Below are 19,094 nucleotides of genomic sequence, written 5' to 3' on the forward strand. Positions count from 1 at the left end.
CATCTCAGGAGGGTAGGGCGCAGGGCGAGGGAGACCCCAGCTTTCGCTGGGGTGACAGAATGGATGCTGTCGGAGTCAACCCGCCGCCTCAACCTTGTCCTGCGTCTTGGTATCGAAATCGCTCGCATCATGCCGCTCATGCAGCTGCTCTTCCAGCGGCCCATTGGCGCGATTGACGATCCTGCCCCGCTTTACCGCAGGCCGGGCATCCACCTGCTTCGCCCAGCGCTGAACATTGGCATAGCTCTGCACGTCCAGAAATTCGCCAGCGCCGACATAGGTGCGGTCTAGCGCCACCCCGCCATACCATGGCCAAATCGCGATATCGGCGATCGTGAACTCATCCCCGGCGACATATTCATTCTCGCCAAGCTGCCGGTCCAGCACGTCGAACTGCCGCTTCACCTCCATCGTGTATCGGTTGATGGCATATTCGATCTTTTCAGGCGCATAGGCGAAGAAATGGCCAAAGCCGCCGCCCAGCAACGGTGCGCTGCCTATCTGCCAGAACAGCCATGACAAGGTCGCGGTGCGTTTGGCCGGTTCGGTAGGCAGGAACGCGCCGAACTTCTCGGCCAGATAGACCAGGATCGCGCCCGACTCGAACACCCGCTGGGGCGGCGAAACGCTGTGGTCCATCAGCGCCGGGATCTTGCTGTTCGGATTGACGGAGACAAAGCCGCTTCCGAACTGGTCGCCTTCGCCGATGTTGATCAGCCAGGCGTCATATTCCGCGCCGTGATGACCCGCCGCCAGCAGCTCCTCCAGCATGATCGTCACTTTCTGCCCGTTGGGCGTGCCCAGCGAGTAGAGCTGCAATGGATGCTTGCCGACCGGCAACGCCTTGTCATGGGTAGCGCCTGCGACCGGCCGATTGATGTTGGCGAAGGCGCCACCATTATCCTTGTCCCATGTCCAGACCCGGGGCGGAGTATAGCTGTCGGTCATTAGGCGATTTCTCCCACGGTGCGATGTCGCCTCGCAGGTAGGAAGTTGAACGGCGCGCCGCAACCGCTCGTCCCGCCCGTTTTACCGATCCGGTCTATGCCCGCACGACCAGCACGCTGACAGGCGACTGGTGGACGATGGCCGACGCGTTCGATCCCAGCAGCTTTGAGGATAGCGATGGTTGATGCGATCCGATGACGATCAGGTCGGCGCCTTGCCGTTCGGCCTCCGCCAGCACTTCGTCGCGAACACGGCCCCGCCGCGTCGCTATTTCCACCTGATCATCGCCGATGCCAAGATCGCCGCACCATTGTCGCATGGCCGCCAAAGCGTCCTCCTGTTCCCGCGCATCGAAATCGCCCGCCAAAAGGTCTGAATAGCGGGAGGGCAGGTGATAGCGGACATAGAGCAGCCGCAGCCGTCCCTGCGGTCCTGCAATCGCGCTGGCCCGCGCCAACGCCGCCCGGCCATTGTCGGGATCGCTGACGTCTATCGCAACGATGATCGTGGAAAACTGCATCCTTCGCTCCTGTTTCTGCGGTCTGCTAGCCAAGGCAACGTTGGCAGAAGGGTGGGGATGCGGCCGACATGAAAGAACGCGCACCGGCAACGGCAAGGCGATAGTCGCAACAATCCCGCAAGCTGGCGCTCCGCGCGTGACAAAGCCGTCGATCAGGCGCAACAACGCCGCCGGGCTCTGAAGGGGCCTTCAATCCTAAAAAAATATGCCTCCTTGTCTTGACGGTTATTTTCACCGCTCCATATTCCGCAGCGCTGGCACTCTCTAACCAGGAGTGCTAACAGCAACTGGTTCATACGGGAGAAGGAACGGCATCAGGCAGATTCGCTGGGGGATTTTCCCGCGATCGCCCGCCCGACCAATCCCAAAAAGAGGGAAAGGTACTCAACATGGCATTTCGTCCGTTGCATGACCGCGTTCTCGTCCGTCGCGTAGAGGCGGAAGAGAAGACGGCCGGTGGCATCATCATCCCCGACACCGCCAAGGAAAAGCCGCAGGAAGGCGAAATCGTCGCTGTCGGCACCGGCTCGAAGGCTGAAGATGGCAAGGTGACGCCGCTGGACGTCAAGGCTGGTGACCGCATCCTGTTCGGCAAGTGGTCGGGCACGGAAGTGAAGGTCGACGGCGAAGACCTGCTGATCATGAAGGAATCGGACATCCTGGGCGTTGTCGCCTAAAGGCGACGGGCTCGGGTTCGTTGCGTAAAGCTGCGAACCGGACCGCTATTCCAATTTCCCGCGGATTTCAGCCACTCAGAACGGTGTGAACTTCGCAAGATTTGCAATTCTCAAAGAGAGGTAAAAGATCATGGCAGCGAAGGACGTAAAGTTTTCGCGTGACGCTCGTGAGCGCATCCTGCGCGGCGTCGACATCCTGGCCGACGCGGTCAAGGTGACCCTGGGCCCCAAGGGCCGCAACGTCGTCATCGACAAGAGCTTCGGCGCGCCCCGCATCACCAAGGACGGCGTCAGCGTCGCCAAGGAAATCGAACTGAAGGACAAGTTCGAGAATATGGGCGCCCAGATGGTCCGCGAAGTCGCTTCGAAGACCAACGACATCGCCGGTGACGGCACCACCACCGCGACCGTTCTGGCTCAGGCCATCGTTCGCGAAGGCATGAAGTCGGTTGCTGCCGGCATCAACCCGATGGACCTGAAGCGCGGCATCGACCTCGCCGTCTCCAAGGTGATCGAGGACGTCAAGGCCCGTTCGAAGCCGGTCGCCGGTTCGAACGAAGTCGCTCAGGTCGGCATCATCTCGGCCAATGGCGACGTCGAAGTCGGCCAGAAGATTGCCGAAGCCATGGACCGCGTCGGCAAGGAAGGCGTGATCACCGTGGAAGAGGCCAAGGGTCTCGACTTCGAACTGGACGTCGTGGAAGGCATGCAGTTCGACCGTGGTTACCTGTCGCCCTACTTCGTCACCAACCCGGAAAAGATGCAGGTCGAACTCGCTGACCCCTACATCCTGATCCACGAAAAGAAGCTGTCGAACCTGCAGTCGATCCTGCCGATCCTCGAAGCCGTGGTGCAGTCGGGCCGTCCGCTCCTGATCATCGCTGAGGACATCGAAGGCGAAGCGCTGGCGACCCTGGTCGTCAACAAGCTGCGCGGTGGCCTGAAGGTCGCTGCGGTCAAGGCGCCTGGCTTCGGTGACCGCCGCAAGGCCATGCTGGAAGACATCGCCGTCCTCACCAAGGGCGAAGTCATCTCCGAAGACCTCGGCATCAAGCTTGAGAACGTCACGCTCGGCATGCTCGGCACCGCCAAGCGCGTCACCATCGACAAGGACAACACCACCATCGTCGATGGCGCCGGTGATGCCGAATCGATCAAGGGCCGCACCGAGCAGATCCGCGCTCAGATCGAGACGACCACGTCCGACTACGACCGCGAAAAGCTGCAGGAGCGTCTCGCTAAGCTGGCTGGCGGCGTGGCCGTCATCAAGGTCGGCGGTGCTTCGGAAGTCGAAGTCAAGGAGCGCAAGGACCGCGTCGATGACGCGCTGCACGCAACCCGCGCAGCCGTTGAAGAAGGCATCGTCCCCGGTGGTGGTACGGCTCTTCTCTACGCGACTAAGGCTCTCGAAGGCCTGAAGGGCGCCAACGACGACCAGACCCGTGGTATCGACATCATCCGCAAGGCAATCGAAGCGCCGCTGCGCCAGATCGCCCAGAATGCGGGCGTTGATGGCGCCGTTGTCGCTGGCAACCTGCTGCGCGAAAATGACGAGACCAAGGGCTTCAACGCCGCGACCGACACCTATGAGAACCTTGTCGCCGCTGGCGTCATCGATCCCACCAAGGTCGTTCGCGCTGCTCTGCAGGACGCGGCTTCGGTCGCTGGCCTGCTGATCACCACCGAAGCGACGATCGCTGAACTGCCCGCCGACGACAAGGCGCCGATGGGCATGCCCGGCGGCGGCATGGGTGGCATGGGCGGCATGGACTTCTAAAGCGATCGTAGCAGTCGGGCTTCGGCCCGGCTGTGGTTCGATCGCGATGGCAAAGTCCCTCGCTCAAGCGAACAGGGAAGGGCCGGGGAGCAATCCACCGGCCCTTCCATTGTAGGCTGGAGAAATTTTCAGCCTCCGATCGCCCCCCGCCTCCGTCATGCCAGCGGAAGTCGGCATCTCAAGCGCAAAGCTCGGCCCAAACCTGAACTATCGACCCCCATCGGGCGGCCACCCGATAGCTCCATTTTGGGCATCTTCCCCTTCCAAATTTACCAAATGGAAATCATGTTTAGCCAAAGGTGGCGGAGACGTGTCGTGCCTCTTCCATCATTGGAGCGCAAAACTGCGCGCGCATCTTGCGCCCGATACTCAGCAAAGCGCTGAGGTGCAGGACAGCCTTGTCAAATCGCTCTACGCGTCACCTGCATCACTGATGATCGGCGCTTTGGCTGGCGGCGCGCTTAGCTTCGTCGTCGCCTATCATGCTGGCCGCGCCGAAATCACGACGATCGCGACCTTGATTTTCCTGGTCGCGGTCAGCCGATCCATCTCTGCCGTCTACTTTCTGCGACAACTGGCTCATCATGAGGGGCCAACGCAGCAAGCCTGGGGACTGGCCTATGAACTGGGCGCGTGGGGCTATGCCGCATTGCTCGGTCTGCTCGCTTTCTCGACGCTCATCTTAACCGGAGACGCGTCGCTGCATATTTTAAGCGTCTGCCTTGTCGCGGCCTATTCAGGTGGCATCGCCGGACGCAATGCCGGGCGCGTGCATATCGCGGTTGGCCAGACCTGCTTTGCGCTGCTTCCGACCTCGCTCGGCCTCTGCATCGCGGGTGGGCTGGGCTATTGGGTGCTGGCGACGATGTTGTTCCTGATGATTTTCGCCATGGCGGAAATCACCCGCACGACCCACCGGATCGTCGTCGAAGCGTTGCAGGGCAATTACGAAAAATCGCAGCTGGCCACCAAGTTCGAGAGGCTGGCGCGGTTCGACAGTTTGACCGGCGTGGAAAACCGCATGGCGATGCAGATGCGGTTGCGCGAACTGTTCGACAAACGCCGGTCCGATCAGGATTCGATGGCCGTCTTCTGGATGGATCTTGATCGCTTCAAGGAAATAAATGATTCGCTGGGGCACATCATCGGCGATCAACTGCTCTGCACCGTTGCGGCGCGTCTTTCGCACGCGCTGGACGGTCGCGGCCATGTCGCTCGCTTCGGCGGAGATGAGTTCATCCTGATATGCCCCGGGACCGATCGCGCCGTGGCCGGGGAGATTGCGCACGATGTGATGGCTGAGTTCGGCCATGACTTCGATGTCAGCGGCTATCATCTGACGGTGACGGCATCGATGGGCATCGCTGTCGCGCCCGAAGATGGGTGCGACAGCGAAGAGTTGCTGCAACATGCCGATATGGCGCTGTATCAGGCAAAGCGTGCGGGACGGAACCGCCATGCCCATTTCGACTGGGCCATGAAAGAGCGGCAAAATCGTACCTATGAGCTCGAGATGGGCCTTCGCAGCGCCATGGCAAATGGCGAACTTTTGTTGCACTACCAGCCGATATTCGACACGGTCACTGGCAAGATCGCCATCTGCGAAGCGCTGATGCGGTGGGATCATCCCACCATGGGCCGCATTTCGCCGGCCGAGTTCATTCCGGTGGCGGAAAGCTGCTCTCTCATCGAACCGATAACCGCCTGGGCGCTGGAACAAGCGTGCCGGGATGCGATGCAGTGGGAGGAACATGTCCGCGTCGCCGTCAATATCTCGCCCGCGCTCATCAAGAGCGACGGGCTTCCGCGCGCGGTCATCGCTGCGCTCATGGGATCGGGCTTGAAAGCCAAGCGGCTCGAACTTGAAGTGACCGAATCGATCTTCCTGGAAGATAGCGGCCGCACCAGCCTGATCCTGTCAGAGCTGCAGCGTATTGGACTACGCCTTGCCTTGGACGATTTCGGAACAGGCTATTCCTCGCTCGGCTATCTGCGTGATTATGCGTTCGATACGCTCAAGGTCGATCAAAGCTTCATGCGAAGCGTCGGCGAAGAAGGGCGCGACCGCGCCATCGCCCAATCCGTCGCATATCTGGCGCACTCACTTGACGTGGAGACGGTGGCAGAGGGCATCGAGACGGAAGAACAGCTACGCTATGCGCGCGAGCTGGGCTTTAGCAATGTGCAAGGCTTTGTTCTAAGCCGCCCCATGCCTGCCGCAGATCTGCTCACGATGATGGCCGACATGAAACGTGAGAAAAGCAACGTCGTCACGTTGATGCAGAACCGCCGCCGAGCCTGACCGCTTACTTGGTCAGCCGTGTCTGCGCCGAGGCAAGGCGCCGCATCATCCGCAGATCCTTCGGATCGAGCTTGAGCGCCGTCGCCGCCCAATTTTCAACGATGTCCTTCAGCTCGGCATAATCGAGCGGATCGACGCGGCGTCCGGCTTCGAAGACGCCGACATGGCCGGCATGGTGCGGACGGTTGCCGGTGATATAGTCACGCACGGCCTGCTCGCCTTCGCCATCCTCGGCAAGGATGGTGACGACGCCCATGTCGTACATTTCTTCGGCGGTGTAGACCTTGCCGGACAGGATCATGCGCTCTGCCATGCGGCGTCCAAGCTTCCGCGCCAGGATGGAATAGGCCCCCATTCCGGGGAAAAGGCCGAAAAGCATTTCGGGAAGGCCGAAACGGGCGCTTCGCTCCGCGACGACGACATCGAAACAAAGAAGAGCCTCAAACCCGCCCCCCAAGGCATCGCCCTGCGCCAAGGCGATGGAGATGAGCGGCATGTCGGCATTGCGCCATGCGCGATGAACCACATCGATGCACGCATGACCATATTTAACCAGGCCGGGCAGGTCGCCGCGCTCGATGCACGCCGCGAACAGCTCAAGGTCTCCACCCAGATTGAAGACGCCGGGAAAGCGGGAACCAAGTACCATATATTTGAGCGGCAATATACCCTCGTCGAACAGCCGCTTCGCCTCTGTCTGCCAAAGCCGGATGTCGCGCAGCATCGGCAGATTATAGTTCGGCCGATTCGCCGGGGTCATGAAGGCCCAAAGGGTGTCGATCGGTTCATCGAAAGTGACATCGACCTGTCCCAGGTCGAACAGCATCGAATGTCCGCTTTCGCGTGCCTGGAGCGCTGCATCCGTAGCGGCAACGGCGTGAATGTTTTCGACAGGCAGGTGCATTGGCGAAGCGTCCTCCACCTCATCGCGTGCCGGATTAAACCGTCCGGAATCAATCATCTGTGCCCCCGCATTTCGATCCATGCTGAGGAAAACAACATTGTTCCTTCGATGCAACCGTCAGTGGATCAATCGGCGCCTCGTTAACCCTTTTTATTGCGTACTGTTGCTGCTAAGTCGCCAAAAAGACGCGCCTGCCATGGTTAACGTTGCATTAATGCAACAAAGGCCGTTAAGTAAGTTTCAGGCGATTTGGTTGTCAGGTCTTTGTTAACCTTTATTAATTATGACATGGTGCATGGACAGACATCGCACCGATCCCCAGATTGTGACGCTCCTGCTTCATGATGAAGAGGGGAAAAGCTGGCGCCTCAACATCGCTGCCGATTGCCTCTGCTTCATCGGCAATTACCGCCGGGTGAAGGGCTTTGACATCGACGCGGTGGTTGCCTTCGACGGTTTGCGCAAGGCGGGCTGATCCGGGCGGCCAATCGATAAAAAGCGGTTCCCTCTTGTCCGTGCGATGTTCTAGAGCGCGCAACGTGACTCAATCCCGCTTTTCCTTCACGATCGCCGCAACCGACGGCAAGGCCCGCACGGGCGCGATTCAGATGCGCCGCGGCGAAATCCGGACGCCTGCATTCATGCCGGTTGGCACCGCCGCCACGGTTAAGGCGATGCGCCCGGCGGAGGTCCGCGCCACCGGCGCTGATATCATCCTCGGCAACACCTATCATCTGATGCTTCGTCCGGGCGCGGAGCGGGTCGCTCGGCTGGGAGGCTTGCACAGATTCATGGGTTGGGACCGGCCGATCCTGACCGACAGCGGCGGCTATCAGGTCATGAGCCTGTCCGCGCTCACCAGAATGAGCGAGGATGGCGTCGCCTTCGCCAGCCATATCGACGGTTCCCGTCACATGCTGACGCCCGAACGCTCGATGGAGATCCAGCGTCTGCTCGACAGCGACATTGTCATGGCCTTCGACGAGTGCACGAAAAACGGCTGCACCCATGATGAGGCGGCGCACAGCATGGAGCGATCCATGCGCTGGGCGAAGCGATCCCGTGATGGCTTCAATGCCGGTGGCCAGCATGCCGAACGAGCGGCGCTTTTCGGCATTCAGCAGGGATCGCTCGACGAAAATCTGAGGCGCATCTCTGCGCAGAAGCTGACCGAAATCGGTTTTGACGGATATGCCGTAGGCGGCCTGGCGGTAGGGGAGGGGCAGGAGGCCATGTTCGCATGCCTCGATTACGCTCCCGGCATGCTGCCGAGCGAAAAGCCGCGTTATCTGATGGGCGTGGGCAAGCCCGACGACATCGTCGGGGCTGTCGAACGCGGCATCGACATGTTCGATTGTGTCCTGCCGACCCGCAGCGGCCGAAATGGTCAGGCCTTCACCTGGGCAGGCCCGCTCAACATCCGCAACGCGCGTTTTGCCGAGGATCTTTCGCCGCTCGATCCCCGCTGCACCTGTCCGGTCTGCGGGATGTGGAGCCGCGCCTATCTGCATCATCTGGTGAAATCTGGCGAAATGCTCGGCGCCATGTTGATGACGCAGCACAATATCCACTTCTACCAGGCGCTGATGCAGGCGATACGGGACAGCATCGCACAAGCCCGGTTCGCAGCCTTCGCATCGGACTTCCGCCGCGATTATCAGCGGGTCTGAGAATCAGGGAATGACATTGATCGCGATGGCATAATCGCCAGCGACCGGATCATGGTTGAGCGGCGCGCGCAGCTGACGGGAAAGGCCTGTCAGTACGCGCCCATATCGTTCTTCGATCCGCGCGCTCATCAGCTCCGATCCGCGCAACGCGGGGGAACTCAGATGCAGCACGGCCCGGTCGTCACGTCCCGGTTCCAGCTGCACGGATATGCGCATGCCCGTCCGGGGATCGGACAGCATCGCCAACTCCACCAATTCCGTCAGCAGGAATGCGATCGGCACGGCCACATCCTGGCTGATATGAAGATTGTCGCTGTCGATCTGAATACCGAACCGCCGTGCTTCCGCGGGAGCCGTGCCCCGCAGGCTTGCGGAAAGCTCGCTCACCAGTGAGCGGACCCCGACACCGCGATGCTCCTCCAGCTCCGCATAATGATTGCGGTGCACGACTGAGAGGGCATCGACGCGGCGCTGGATTGATGCATAGGCCTCGACCGCTTCGGGTTCATGTGCGGCACGGGCATGCAGGCTGATGAGGCTGGCGATGATCTGGAGGTTGTTCTTGACGCGGTGATGAACTTCGCGCGTCAGTTTGCGCTGAGTATCCAGCCCCTCCGCCATCTCGGCCTCATGGGTCGCCACATCTTCGCTGATTTCGCGGAAGGTTTCGCCGAGCGCCACGATCTCCTGCGCCGGGGTACGAATGCGGCGCATGGGTTCCAGCACTTCGCCGGGATGATAGGCGGCCACCGTACGCCTCAGCACGACGAGCGGGCGGATCAGCAACCGGTTGACGACGAACCATCCGATCGCCGCCGCCGCGAACCACATGACGAGAGGCAGGAACAGCGAAAGCATGCGCGCGAGCGTCACCGGCGGGTCACGCAGCGTCATGGTGAGCAGGATATCCGGCGGATCGAGCCGAGCCGACAGACTGGTGCTTTTGCCGTGCAAGTCGTTTGACGGCTGGCTGACCACCAAGATGTGATCGCCCTGCTGAAGGCTCAGCTGCCGGTTTTGCAGGGCTGTCGTCGGGCTCGCTATCGTTTCCAGATACGTACGCGAATAATAGGCAAGCGCAACGACTTGCCTGTTGTCACTGACTACGCGGCTGACAAGATAGCCGGATGCCGGAAGCAGCATCGCTGGCGCGCCATGGAATCGAGCGGTTTTCGTGAGTCCTCGCGGTTCAGGCTGAGAAGACCCGCAAATACGCTCGCCTTCGCGATTGTAGATGTAGTAGCGGCCGCCTTCCCGATCGTGGGAGGTCAGGAAAATGGAAAGCCGCTGACACATTTCCGGCCCTTCGCTGCCGGTCGACAGCGCGTTGGCGGTCAGCATCAAAGCGGTTCGATCGGAAGCCAGATCTTCGGTTAGCTTGCGTGCGCTCTGTGTCACAGACACACGAAGCAGCGCTTCCTTCTCCAGATCGGAAGTGCGGATCGCCTGAAGCGAAGCTACAAGCGCAATAAGGCCCAGAGGTAAAAGGGCCAGCGTCAGGATGAGGAACATCTTGACGCCCGTGGACTGGATCAGGCTGTTTAAGTTGCGCATGAGCAATCAACTGGTTGGGACGCAGCCGCCCCGTTCATGCGATGATCAGATGTGCGTTGATCCGTTCGGGATCAGGAATTTCAGCGATCTCAGTCAAAGCCAAATCGCCTTGCTCCGCACCTGTGCCAGTATCGAAAAGCACCAATCTGCCCTCCGCCCGGGACACGCCAATTCGGCGACCCTCAAGGCCGATGCTTAATCCAGCTTTCTAAGAAGGTCGAGCATCTCGGCAGGAATGTCTTCGTCCACGGCGCGCTGGTATACAGAGCGCAGCACATTGGCGACGTTCCCATCCCCCTTGGCAGGGGCAGAGCGCCGCTTGCGGGAGGCGTTGCCAGTCACGCCCGAATCCGGGGTGTTGGCGCCGACATCTTTCCTGTCCCCTCCCTTCACATCCCGTTCCGTCGTTGAAGCAACCAAAATACGCCCCTCTGCAACGCTACCATGTCAACCGGCTTTTCTTTTGCGGCTTTCCCGCGTGACGTCAATCGACCGCCAGCGGAGCTTTACATCAAAATCCAGATTTCAGTTAAAAAACCGAACGGCAGTGAAACAAATCTTTTTCTCGTTGGTTCCACTCCCCGAGCATTTTTTGCCACCGTCCGCAGGGCGGCTGAAAAGGGGGCGGGGGCTTGCCACATCGGCATTGGCAATCCATCCTTCCGCGCAGCGAATGTTTAGTAGCAATGCGCCCTATGGGCTGGGAGAAGATTTACAGATGTCGCTTGGACAGCAACTGCACCCCCATCTTCCTTTCTTGCGCCGCTATGCCCGCGCCCTGACGGGCAGCCAGGGGCATGGCGACGCCTATGTGCGTGCGACGCTGGAAGCGATCGTGGCCGCGCCTGAAGAATTCCCGTCTGACGTCGATCCTCGCCTTGGTCTTTACAAGACGTTTCACGCGATCTGGTCGTCTTCCCATCTGGAAGATGGTCCGGTGCTGACGGGCAGCGATGGGCAGGAAGCGGTAGCGCAGGCGCGGCTTGCGCGATTGACGCCGCTGCCTCGCCAAGCCTTGTTGCTCACGGCATTGGAAGGTTTCACGGTCGACGACGTCGCTTACCTGATCGGTCTTGACGCCGCCGATGTCGAGGCGCTTGTGGAAGAGGCGCTCAGCGAGATCGAGGCTCAGACGCGGGCGAAGGTCTTGATCATCGAGGATGAACCCATCATCGCGATGGACATCGAAACCATCGTCCGTGACCTTGGCCATGAAGTGACTGCAATCGCCGTAACGCGCGAGGATGCGGTTCGTGAAGCGATGGCAGAGCGTCCCGGCCTGGTACTCGCCGACATTCAACTCGCGGACGATTCCAGCGGCATCGATGCCGTGAAGGATATTCTCGCGGAATTTTCCGTGCCCGTGATCTTCATCACCGCATTCCCAGAACGTCTGCTGACCGGTGAGCGTCCTGAACCGACCTTCCTCATCACGAAGCCCTTCCAGCGTTCGACCGTCAAGGCGGCTATTTCGCAAGCCTTGTTCTTTGACGAAGCTACGGCTCCGGCCTGACGATCTGCACGAGTTCCGCCGCAAAAGACTGAAGGAGCGGCGGAACCCGAGTCATGCCTCCGCGTTATTGATGCGTAACGATCGGGAGGTATTAAATGGCGGAACAGGAAAAGCACGTTGCTACCGAAGACGCCCGCTCAGGATCGACGCCACACATAGTCCGGTACATTCTGGGCATATCGCTGCCGCTGGTCATCATTGGCATGCTGATCGTGCTGTGGAGCTATTACGGGTAAACATCATTGGTTCCGTTGAACAATGAGTATAGGATGCGGACGCAAATATGGCTTTGACGGCTTCGGTTCATGAGGCGAGGGCGACAGCCAGTAAGAGGGTTGTTCCCATGAGCGAAGGGCTTGGCCAAGAGGCGGAGCACCAGGAAGTAGAGCGGCAGTCGCTCTCCGATTCGGATTTCAAGCGTGAGCTGGCTGCGGTGATCCCGCATCTGCGCGCTTTCGGCCGATCGCTTTCCGGTAATCGCGATGTGGCGGACGATCTCGTCCAGGAAACGCTGTTGAAGGCATGGGCGGCGCGCGGCCGTTTCCAGGCCGGAACCAACATGCGTGCGTGGACTTTCATCATTCTGCGCAACCATTATCTGTCGCAGATGCGGCGCTCTCGCTTCCGTGGCGATTGGGATGACTTGACCGCGGATCGCCTGCTCGCGGCTCCGGCAGGGCAGGACAAGCATGTCGAACTTTCCGACATGCAGCGCGCCCTGCTGCAACTGCCTCAGCCTCAGCGTGAAGCGCTGATCCTCGTCGGTGCTGGCGGTTTCGCTTATGAAGAGGCGGCGGAGATTTGCGGCGTAGCGGTTGGCACCATCAAGAGCCGCGTCGCGCGCGGCCGCGCGGCGCTCGAGCAGATACTCGACAGCGGCGACCTTCCGTCACGGCGGACGCAGGAAACGACTGACACGGCTGTGCTGGACGAGATCATGGATGATGTCGACCGCCTCAGCCGGGGCCGCGAGACCAGGCAGGAATCCGATCTGGATGCCAATGATGTTTAAGACCGGTTCCTGCGAACCTTCCCAGATGGGGAGGGCGATGGGAGAGGGAGGATGGTTGAGGTTGGAGGGAGAGGCGACCCTCCTCAGGACGAGGAGCGGCCGGACGATATGATCCAGGCGGAAAAATCACGCGGCAGCGGCGTGATTTTCGCGCTGGTAGCTATCGCCCTGATCCTGGCCATCGGTTTCTTCTACCTCACCAAGGAACGCGAGGACAAGGAAAGCCGCGTCATAACGGAAGCCGCTGAATCGGCGGACAGCGCCACGCGGGTCATCGAAAACGCTGCGCATGATGCGGCGAGCAGCTTGCGGCGGCAAAATTGAAACTTGTAGTCCTGCTCTCCTGACCGCGCTTTTGCTTTTGCGCCGAGCCATCTTCAGAGAATCTTTGGGAATTTCCTTCACAGTCGTGCACGATCGGTTCTTCGCAGCCGCGGTGAGCTGATCCGACTCCAACAAGGTTACCAATTCAAGGGTAGCAGCGAGAAATACGCGCGACTGATGATCAGGCTCTTCAAACATTATGTGCCGCACGCCGTCCTGCTGCTGGGCCTGCTTGACCTTGTCCTGCTTTTAGGTGCGGCCGAAGCAGGATGGATATTGAGAGCGCGCCAGATCGGCATGGATGTCGATGAGATCACGACCCGCGCTGCCCCGCTGCTAAGCTTCGCGCTGGCGATTCAAACGGCGATGATCGCGGTGGGCGTCTATGGCACTGAAGCGCTTCAGTCGATCCGCTTTGCCTTGGCACGCCTGCTCGTTGCCATTTCGCTGGGCGTCATATTCCTTTCCGTCATGCATTTTGTGCTGCCGGACCTCACGCTTTGGCGGTCCAATTCCCTTTATGCGATGGGCCTGGCGGTGACGTTGCTGCTTGCGGTCAGGCTGCTGCTGGGTTCGATGCTGGGTGGGGAAGCGTTCAAGCGGCGCCTCGTCGTACTGGGCGCAGGCAATCGCGCTAACCGCATCCGCGAGCTTGAACAGCGCAAGGGTTCCGGCTTTCTCGTGGTCGGCTACATCGCGATGAACGATGGCGCGCAGGTCATCCCTGAAGCGATCAACCGCAGCGCCATCTATAATCTCGCCGATTTTGTGGTCCGGCTGGGTGCGAGTGAGGTCGTTCTGGCGCTTGAGGAAAGGCGCAACGCATTGCCCTTGTCCGACCTGCTGCGCATCAAGACGACCGGCGTGCATGTGAACGAAATTTCGACGTTCCTCGAACGCGAAACGGGACGCGTTGACCTTGATAGCGTGAACCCAAGCTGGCTGATCTTCTCCGATGGTTTTTCCGCTGGCCGCCGTCTGTCCAGCATTGCCAAGCGCTTGTTCGACATCATCGCCAGTTCGATCCTGCTGCTGCTGACCGGCCCCATCATCCTGATCGCTGCGATCCTGGTGAAGCTCGACAGCAAAGGTCCGGCCTTCTACCGCCAACAACGCGTGGGCCTTTTCGGCGAGGAATTCTGGATCGTGAAGCTGCGCACGATGCGGCAGGATGCTGAAATCAGCGGGCAGGCGGTTTGGGCGGAAAAGGACGACCCGCGCATCACGCGCCTGGGCTACTGGCTCCGCAAGCTGCGCATCGACGAACTGCCGCAGACATGGACTGTGCTGAAGGGCGAGATGAGCTTCGTCGGCCCTCGCCCCGAACGGCGCCAGTTCGTCGAGGATCTTGAGCAGCACCTGCGCTACTATGCCGAACGCCATATGGTGAAGCCCGGCATCACGGGTTGGGCTCAGATCAACTATCCCTATGGCGCGTCTATCGAGGACAGCCGCAACAAATTGGAATATGATCTTTATTATGCGAAGAACTATACGCCCTTCCTGGACCTGCTGATCCTGATCCAGACCTTGCGCGTCATTCTTTGGCCGGAAGGCGCGCGCTAGGATGATGCGACCGGCCAGTCGTGCGCCGGAGTTAGGCTAGCCGAAGGCCCAGTTCATCGGCCGAAATTCCAAGCCGCCTGATCTGGTCGGCGACAAGAGGCCAGCATTCTTCCAGGAAGCGACGCCGTTCCGCTTCACGCAGGCGGCGGGTGGCTCCTTCGGCCACAAACATCCCGACGCCCCGCTTGACCAGGACTAGCCCGTCGTCCTGGAAACATTGGTAAGCTTTTGCGACGGTCAGCGGATTTGCGCCTTCCTGGGCAGCAAGAGCACGGACGGAAGGGAGCATGTCGCCGTCGCGATAATCGCCATCGAGTATGGAGGCCGCGATGGTATCGCGAAGCCGGAGATAGACGGGCTTTGACTCATCGGCCATGAGTGCATCAGTGCCATAACACAGCGATGCGGACAAGGTGACCGACCGATGGACGCAGTCGTTCCGACCTATCTACTTGTCCCAAATGGAAACTATCTGCTCATAGGCGGGGCGCGGCCGTTCTTCCTGTGGACGCCCAGGCGTACCGATGAAAATGAAGCCAGCCAGCCGTTCTGCGCCCACCGCGAAAGCCTGCCGGACATCTTCGTTATAAGCTGGCCATCCGGTCAGCCACCCTGCCGCAAAGCCCAGGGCATGGCTGGCATGCAGTAGATTCATGATTGCGGCGCCCGCCGACAATTGCTGCTCCCACGCTGGGATCTTGCTCCCCTCTACCGGCGCGGAGAGAGCAACGACCAAGGCGGGAGCCTGAAGCGCGAATTGCCGCATGGATTCCAATTCGAGCCGTCCCGCGTCCGGCTTCTCACGCCTGTAAGCGCTTTCGAGCAGGGCGGCGAAGGCTTCGCGCTTCTCATCCGGAACGACCACGAACCGCCAGGGCGCCAGCTTCCCATGGTCAGGCGTACGAAGGGCGATCTCCAGGATCTCGCGCAACTGTCCAGCATCCGGGCCAGGAGCGATCAGGTCGCGGGGCTTGCCGGAACGGCGCGTGCGCAGGAGCGAGAGAGGCGTGGTGGCGTCATTGAACATGGCGCTTCAAATGGCGCGGCTGGGCGCGGGGCGCAAGTGGGGCCTGCTTTGACACAGGCGGGATTTCCGATCTAGGCTCGGCAGCATCCAAGCCCGATGGGAAACAGATGGCGACCGCATCTCCTACGACACTCCCATCGGGAAAGACATGGCTGGGCCACCCGCGCGGTCTTTTCCTTCTGTTCTTCGTCGAGATGTGGGAACGCTTCTCCTTCTACGGAATGCGCGCGCTGCTGATCTTCTATCTCACGCAGCATTTCCTGTTTTCGGATCGCGACGCCGCTCATTCCTATGGCGCCTACATGTCGCTGATCTACATCTCGCCGTTGATGGGGGGCTATCTGGCCGACCGCTATCTGGGGCAGCGCAAGGCGGTATTGTTCGGCGGGATAGTGATCGCCGCCGGGCACATCATTCTTGGGCTGGAAGCGGACGGTTCAGCTGATGCGATGGGCCTTGGCCTGTTCTGGTTGGGACTGGCGACGGTCATCGTCGGCACGGGATTTTTGAAAGCCAGCGTGTCGGCCATGGTGGGGCAGCTTTATCCCCGCGACGATATGCGCCGCGACCCGGCTTATACGATCTTCTACATGGGCATCAACGTTGGCGCGACCATCGGGCCGCTGATCTGCGGTTATCTTGGCCAGCGCTGGGGTTGGCATTGGGGCTTCGGTGCTGCGTCTGTCGGGATGATCGCAGGCGTTATCGGCTTCCTGCTGTGCAAGCCGTTGTTGCAGGGCAAGGGAGAACCGCCCGATCCAGCGCGGCTTGCCGAGCGGGTCGGCGGTGTGATCAGCCGCGAATGGCTCGTCTACCTGTCGAGCCTCCTGGCCATCCTGCTTTGCTGGCTGTTGATTCAGCAGCACGCGGTAGTGGGATGGATGCTGGCGGGCGCGAGCGTCCTTATGGTGCTTTATATATTGTGGGAAGCGTTCGGGCGCATGGATCGGATAGGGCGGGACCGTATGCTGGCTGCCCTGTTCCTGCTCTTCATAAACCCGCTTTTCTGGGGCCTTTATGAGCAGACCGGATCGTCGCTCAGCCTCTTTACGGCACGCTATACCGACAGGAACATCCTTGGCTTTGATGTGCCTGCATCGATGTTCCAGTCGGTGAATGCGGCTTACATCCTGATCTTCGGCCCCGTCTTCGCGGCGCTGTGGATTGCTCTGGCGAAGCGGGGGCGGGAGCCGTCTACCCCGGCCAAGTTCGGGCTGGCGCTCATATTGGTCGGCGCGGGCTTCCTGATACTCGTCGCAGGCACAGGCGCACCGGGGACACTGACGCCCATCCTGTTCATCTTCCTTCTTTATCTCTGTCACACTCTGGGAGAGCTGTGCCTGTCCCCTGTAGGGCTGTCGGCCATGTCGAAACTGGCGCCCTCCCGGATGATCGGCCTGATCATGGGGATATGGTTCCTCGCCATGGCGCTCGGCGAATATGTTGCCGGGATGATCGCTGGGGCAACCGGCGGCTCTGATGGCGCGGCGTCGCGCGACGCGGTGCTGGCGGTCTATGGCAATATCGGTTGGTGGTCGATCGGCATCGGCATTTTCGTCATCGCCGTTGCACCGTTCGTGAAGAGGCTGATGCACGCCGGGGAACTGAGCGGAGAAGAAGGCGCGGAAGCAGGAGCGCAGCGTGACAGCTTCGCCATCGCCGATCGGGTGGAAGACAAGCCCGCCTGAGCGCTCAGTTGGTCGCTCCCCAGATGTCAGCGGCGCGCACAAAACCGCGCTGGCCGCCCACATCGAAACCGCACCAGCCATCGCCGCACGACGACAGGCGGCCTACGACGCCCTTTTCCGCGCGGAAGACCGTGCGCGCGCCTTCGCTTGCAGCCTGCCGCATCGGGGCGACTGATGCCGTGACGATCGCGGTCGGGGTATCGCTGAGCAGCCGAACGTGCATCCATCCTTGCGTGCCGCTCGGATCCTCGACCTTGCGCCAGAGGCCCAGCACCTGCACCACCTTCACGGGCAGGTCGCGGCGCCGATAGACCCAGTTCGACGGATAATCCAGGCTGGGGCCGACCCGCATGCGGGCTTCGTCCTGGTTGATCGAAGCCCAATAAGGAACAGGCTTTGACGGAGCCGCCGATGTGCCGCCTGCGAAACATAGCGCGGCTGCGACAATCGCGCCATGAGGCAGATACCCCTTCATCCCTGTTCTTTTCCCCTTTGCGTGACGCACCGTTATAGCGTCCCGCCAACTCTGCCGACAACCATTGTCTTGGCCTGAAAGCATAAGCGCTTGACCACCGTCACGGCCCGGCATAGCGGCTGTGCATGGCCAAGAAACCGCGTCCTGCCAAGCCGCGCGTCGTCGTCACGCGCCGCCTGCCTCCCAATGTGGAAGCCCGCATGGCCGAATTGTTCGACGCGGTATTCAATGTCGGCGATGTGCCCATGGACCGCACGGCGCTGACCCGCGCGATGGCGCAATGCGATGTGCTGGTTCCCTCGGTGACGGATCAGATCGACGCGGCGCTGATCGACCTTGCCCCTGAACGCCTGCAACTCATCGCGAGCTTTGGCAGCGGGGTCGATCATATCGATCTTGGCGCAGCGCGGCGAAAGGGCATCATCGTCACCAACACGCCCGGCGTCCTGACAGAGGATACGGCCGACATGACGATGGCGCTCATTCTGTCGGTTCCCCGCAGACTGGCGGAGGGTGAAAAGCTGGTCCGGTCCGGCACCTGGTCTGGCTGGAGCCCCTCGGGCATGCTCGGCCACCGCATCGGCGGCAAGAAGCTTGGCATCATCGGCATGGGCCGGATCGGGCGGGCGGTTGCGAAGAGAGCGGCGGCGTTCGGCCTGTCGATCGCATATCACAACCGTCATCGCCTGCCTTTCGAGGTCGAGCATGAACTGGAAGCAGCGTGGCACCCCGATGTCGACACGCTGCTGAGCGAATGCGACATCGTGTCCATAAACTGCCCGCTCAATGCCGACAGCCGGAGCATGATCGATGCGCGCCGTATCGCGATGATGCGGCCGGACGCATATCTCATCAACACGTCGCGCGCTGAAATCACCGATGAACCGGCGCTGATCGCGGCATTGGCGGAAGGGCGGATCGCAGGCGCAGGGCTGGACGTCTATGCGCATGAGCCTGCCGTGGATTCGCGTCTGCTCGCGCTGTCGAACGTGGTTCTGCTGCCGCACATGGGTTCGGCGACGTTTGAGGGACGCGACGCGACCGGCGCGCGAGTCATCGCCAACATCCGCAGTTGGGTTGATGGCCACCGTCCACCCAACCAGGTGCTCGAAGGTTGGATCTAGTCTGAAGTGAGCG

Annotated in this window: 21 protein-coding genes; 13 read left to right on the plus strand and 8 right to left on the minus strand. The window is 60.8% G+C overall.

The features are described from left to right. Positions 1-75: 75 nt before the first annotated feature. Positions 76-948: a glutathione-dependent disulfide-bond oxidoreductase gene (gene yghU, locus NCHOL11_RS04990; RefSeq protein ID WP_097091331.1), complete on the minus strand. Its 873-nt coding sequence runs from the start codon at positions 946-948 to the stop codon at positions 76-78. Positions 949-1,042: 94 nt separating this feature from the next. After that, positions 1,043-1,468, minus strand: coding sequence for a universal stress protein (locus NCHOL11_RS04995; protein WP_097091332.1), 426 nt, complete (start codon positions 1,466-1,468; stop codon positions 1,043-1,045). Between the two features lie 389 nt (positions 1,469-1,857). On the opposite strand from NCHOL11_RS04995, the gene groES reads away from it, so the two are divergent. From groES to NCHOL11_RS05010, 3 genes are all read left to right on the plus strand, one after another. Beyond that, positions 1,858-2,145 carry a co-chaperone GroES gene (gene groES / locus NCHOL11_RS05000; protein ID WP_022681207.1) on the plus strand — a complete coding sequence of 96 codons (288 nt, stop codon included), beginning with the start codon at positions 1,858-1,860 and terminating at the stop codon, positions 2,143-2,145. A gap of 130 nt (positions 2,146-2,275) precedes the next feature. Beyond that, positions 2,276-3,922 (plus strand): chaperonin GroEL, encoded by a 1,647-nt coding sequence (groL, locus tag NCHOL11_RS05005; RefSeq protein WP_097091333.1) that lies wholly within the window; start codon positions 2,276-2,278, stop codon positions 3,920-3,922. A 310-nt stretch (positions 3,923-4,232) separates the two neighbouring features. After that, complete coding sequence (locus tag NCHOL11_RS05010) at positions 4,233-6,224, plus strand: putative bifunctional diguanylate cyclase/phosphodiesterase (protein WP_255254718.1); 1,992 nt, start codon at positions 4,233-4,235, stop codon at positions 6,222-6,224. A gap of 4 nt (positions 6,225-6,228) precedes the next feature. On the opposite strand, the gene NCHOL11_RS05015 is transcribed toward NCHOL11_RS05010, so the two are convergent. Next, positions 6,229-7,185, minus strand: coding sequence for a crotonase/enoyl-CoA hydratase family protein (locus NCHOL11_RS05015; protein WP_097091335.1), 957 nt, complete (start codon positions 7,183-7,185; stop codon positions 6,229-6,231). Between the two features lie 238 nt (positions 7,186-7,423). Between NCHOL11_RS05015 and NCHOL11_RS05020 the strand changes: the two genes are divergently transcribed. Both NCHOL11_RS05020 and tgt read left to right on the plus strand, forming a co-directional pair. Further along, positions 7,424-7,603: a hypothetical protein gene (locus tag NCHOL11_RS05020; protein ID WP_097091336.1), complete on the plus strand. Its 180-nt coding sequence runs from the start codon at positions 7,424-7,426 to the stop codon at positions 7,601-7,603. Positions 7,604-7,667: 64 nt separating this feature from the next. Then, the gene (gene tgt, locus NCHOL11_RS05025; RefSeq protein ID WP_097091337.1) at positions 7,668-8,798 is read left to right on the plus strand and encodes a tRNA guanosine(34) transglycosylase Tgt; all 1,131 of its coding nucleotides are present in this window, start codon (positions 7,668-7,670) and stop codon (positions 8,796-8,798) included. A 3-nt stretch (positions 8,799-8,801) separates the two neighbouring features. On the opposite strand, the gene NCHOL11_RS05030 is transcribed toward tgt, so the two are convergent. Then, positions 8,802-10,352 (minus strand): sensor histidine kinase, encoded by a 1,551-nt coding sequence (locus NCHOL11_RS05030; RefSeq protein WP_255254719.1) that lies wholly within the window; start codon positions 10,350-10,352, stop codon positions 8,802-8,804. A 195-nt stretch (positions 10,353-10,547) separates the two neighbouring features. Then, positions 10,548-10,772, minus strand: a complete 225-nt coding sequence (locus tag NCHOL11_RS05040) for a NepR family anti-sigma factor (RefSeq protein ID WP_141397809.1) — start codon at positions 10,770-10,772, stop codon at positions 10,548-10,550. Between the two features lie 24 nt (positions 10,773-10,796). On the opposite strand from NCHOL11_RS05040, the gene NCHOL11_RS18000 reads away from it, so the two are divergent. The 6 genes from NCHOL11_RS18000 (at position 10,797) to NCHOL11_RS05060 (ending at position 14,767) form a co-directional block, all read left to right on the plus strand. Beyond that, a complete protein-coding gene (locus tag NCHOL11_RS18000) occupies positions 10,797-11,033 on the plus strand; it encodes a hypothetical protein (RefSeq protein ID WP_141397810.1) in 237 nt (78 codons plus the stop codon). 37 nt (positions 11,034-11,070) lie between these two features. Then, positions 11,071-11,865: a response regulator gene (locus NCHOL11_RS05045; protein ID WP_097091340.1), complete on the plus strand. Its 795-nt coding sequence runs from the start codon at positions 11,071-11,073 to the stop codon at positions 11,863-11,865. Positions 11,866-11,960: 95 nt separating this feature from the next. Beyond that, positions 11,961-12,101 carry a hypothetical protein gene (locus tag NCHOL11_RS18145; protein ID WP_176502184.1) on the plus strand — a complete coding sequence of 47 codons (141 nt, stop codon included), beginning with the start codon at positions 11,961-11,963 and terminating at the stop codon, positions 12,099-12,101. 107 nt (positions 12,102-12,208) lie between these two features. Then, the gene (locus NCHOL11_RS05050) at positions 12,209-12,877 is read left to right on the plus strand and encodes a sigma-70 family RNA polymerase sigma factor (RefSeq protein ID WP_097091341.1); all 669 of its coding nucleotides are present in this window, start codon (positions 12,209-12,211) and stop codon (positions 12,875-12,877) included. Positions 12,878-12,928: 51 nt separating this feature from the next. Next, on the plus strand, positions 12,929-13,201 hold the full coding sequence (locus NCHOL11_RS05055) for a hypothetical protein (RefSeq protein WP_369680234.1): 273 nt from the start codon (positions 12,929-12,931) through the stop codon (positions 13,199-13,201). 177 nt (positions 13,202-13,378) lie between these two features. After that, complete coding sequence (locus tag NCHOL11_RS05060; RefSeq protein WP_097091343.1) at positions 13,379-14,767, plus strand: TIGR03013 family XrtA/PEP-CTERM system glycosyltransferase; 1,389 nt, start codon at positions 13,379-13,381, stop codon at positions 14,765-14,767. A 31-nt stretch (positions 14,768-14,798) separates the two neighbouring features. On the opposite strand, the gene NCHOL11_RS05065 is transcribed toward NCHOL11_RS05060, so the two are convergent. Both NCHOL11_RS05065 and NCHOL11_RS05070 read right to left on the minus strand, forming a co-directional pair. Further along, positions 14,799-15,143, minus strand: a complete 345-nt coding sequence (locus NCHOL11_RS05065) for a GntR family transcriptional regulator (protein ID WP_097091344.1) — start codon at positions 15,141-15,143, stop codon at positions 14,799-14,801. 72 nt (positions 15,144-15,215) lie between these two features. Then, a complete protein-coding gene (locus NCHOL11_RS05070) occupies positions 15,216-15,794 on the minus strand; it encodes a nitroreductase family protein (RefSeq protein ID WP_097091345.1) in 579 nt (192 codons plus the stop codon). 107 nt (positions 15,795-15,901) lie between these two features. Here NCHOL11_RS05070 and NCHOL11_RS05075 point away from each other — a divergent pair, with 107 nt between their 5' ends. Further along, positions 15,902-17,482, plus strand: a complete 1,581-nt coding sequence (locus NCHOL11_RS05075) for a peptide MFS transporter (protein WP_097091346.1) — start codon at positions 15,902-15,904, stop codon at positions 17,480-17,482. Between the two features lie 4 nt (positions 17,483-17,486). Here the strand turns inward: NCHOL11_RS05075 and NCHOL11_RS05080 are convergent, their stop codons facing one another. Then, complete coding sequence (locus NCHOL11_RS05080) at positions 17,487-17,957, minus strand: SH3 domain-containing protein (RefSeq protein WP_097091347.1); 471 nt, start codon at positions 17,955-17,957, stop codon at positions 17,487-17,489. A gap of 125 nt (positions 17,958-18,082) precedes the next feature. On the opposite strand from NCHOL11_RS05080, the gene NCHOL11_RS05085 reads away from it, so the two are divergent. Beyond that, the gene (locus NCHOL11_RS05085; protein ID WP_097091348.1) at positions 18,083-19,081 is read left to right on the plus strand and encodes a 2-hydroxyacid dehydrogenase; all 999 of its coding nucleotides are present in this window, start codon (positions 18,083-18,085) and stop codon (positions 19,079-19,081) included. The last annotated feature ends 13 nt before the right edge of the window (positions 19,082-19,094 follow it).

Origin of the sequence: Novosphingobium sp. Chol11 (assembly GCF_900218065.1) — a bacterium.
In the GTDB taxonomy this organism is placed as follows: Bacteria; Pseudomonadota; Alphaproteobacteria; order Sphingomonadales; family Sphingomonadaceae; genus Sphingobium; species Sphingobium agri.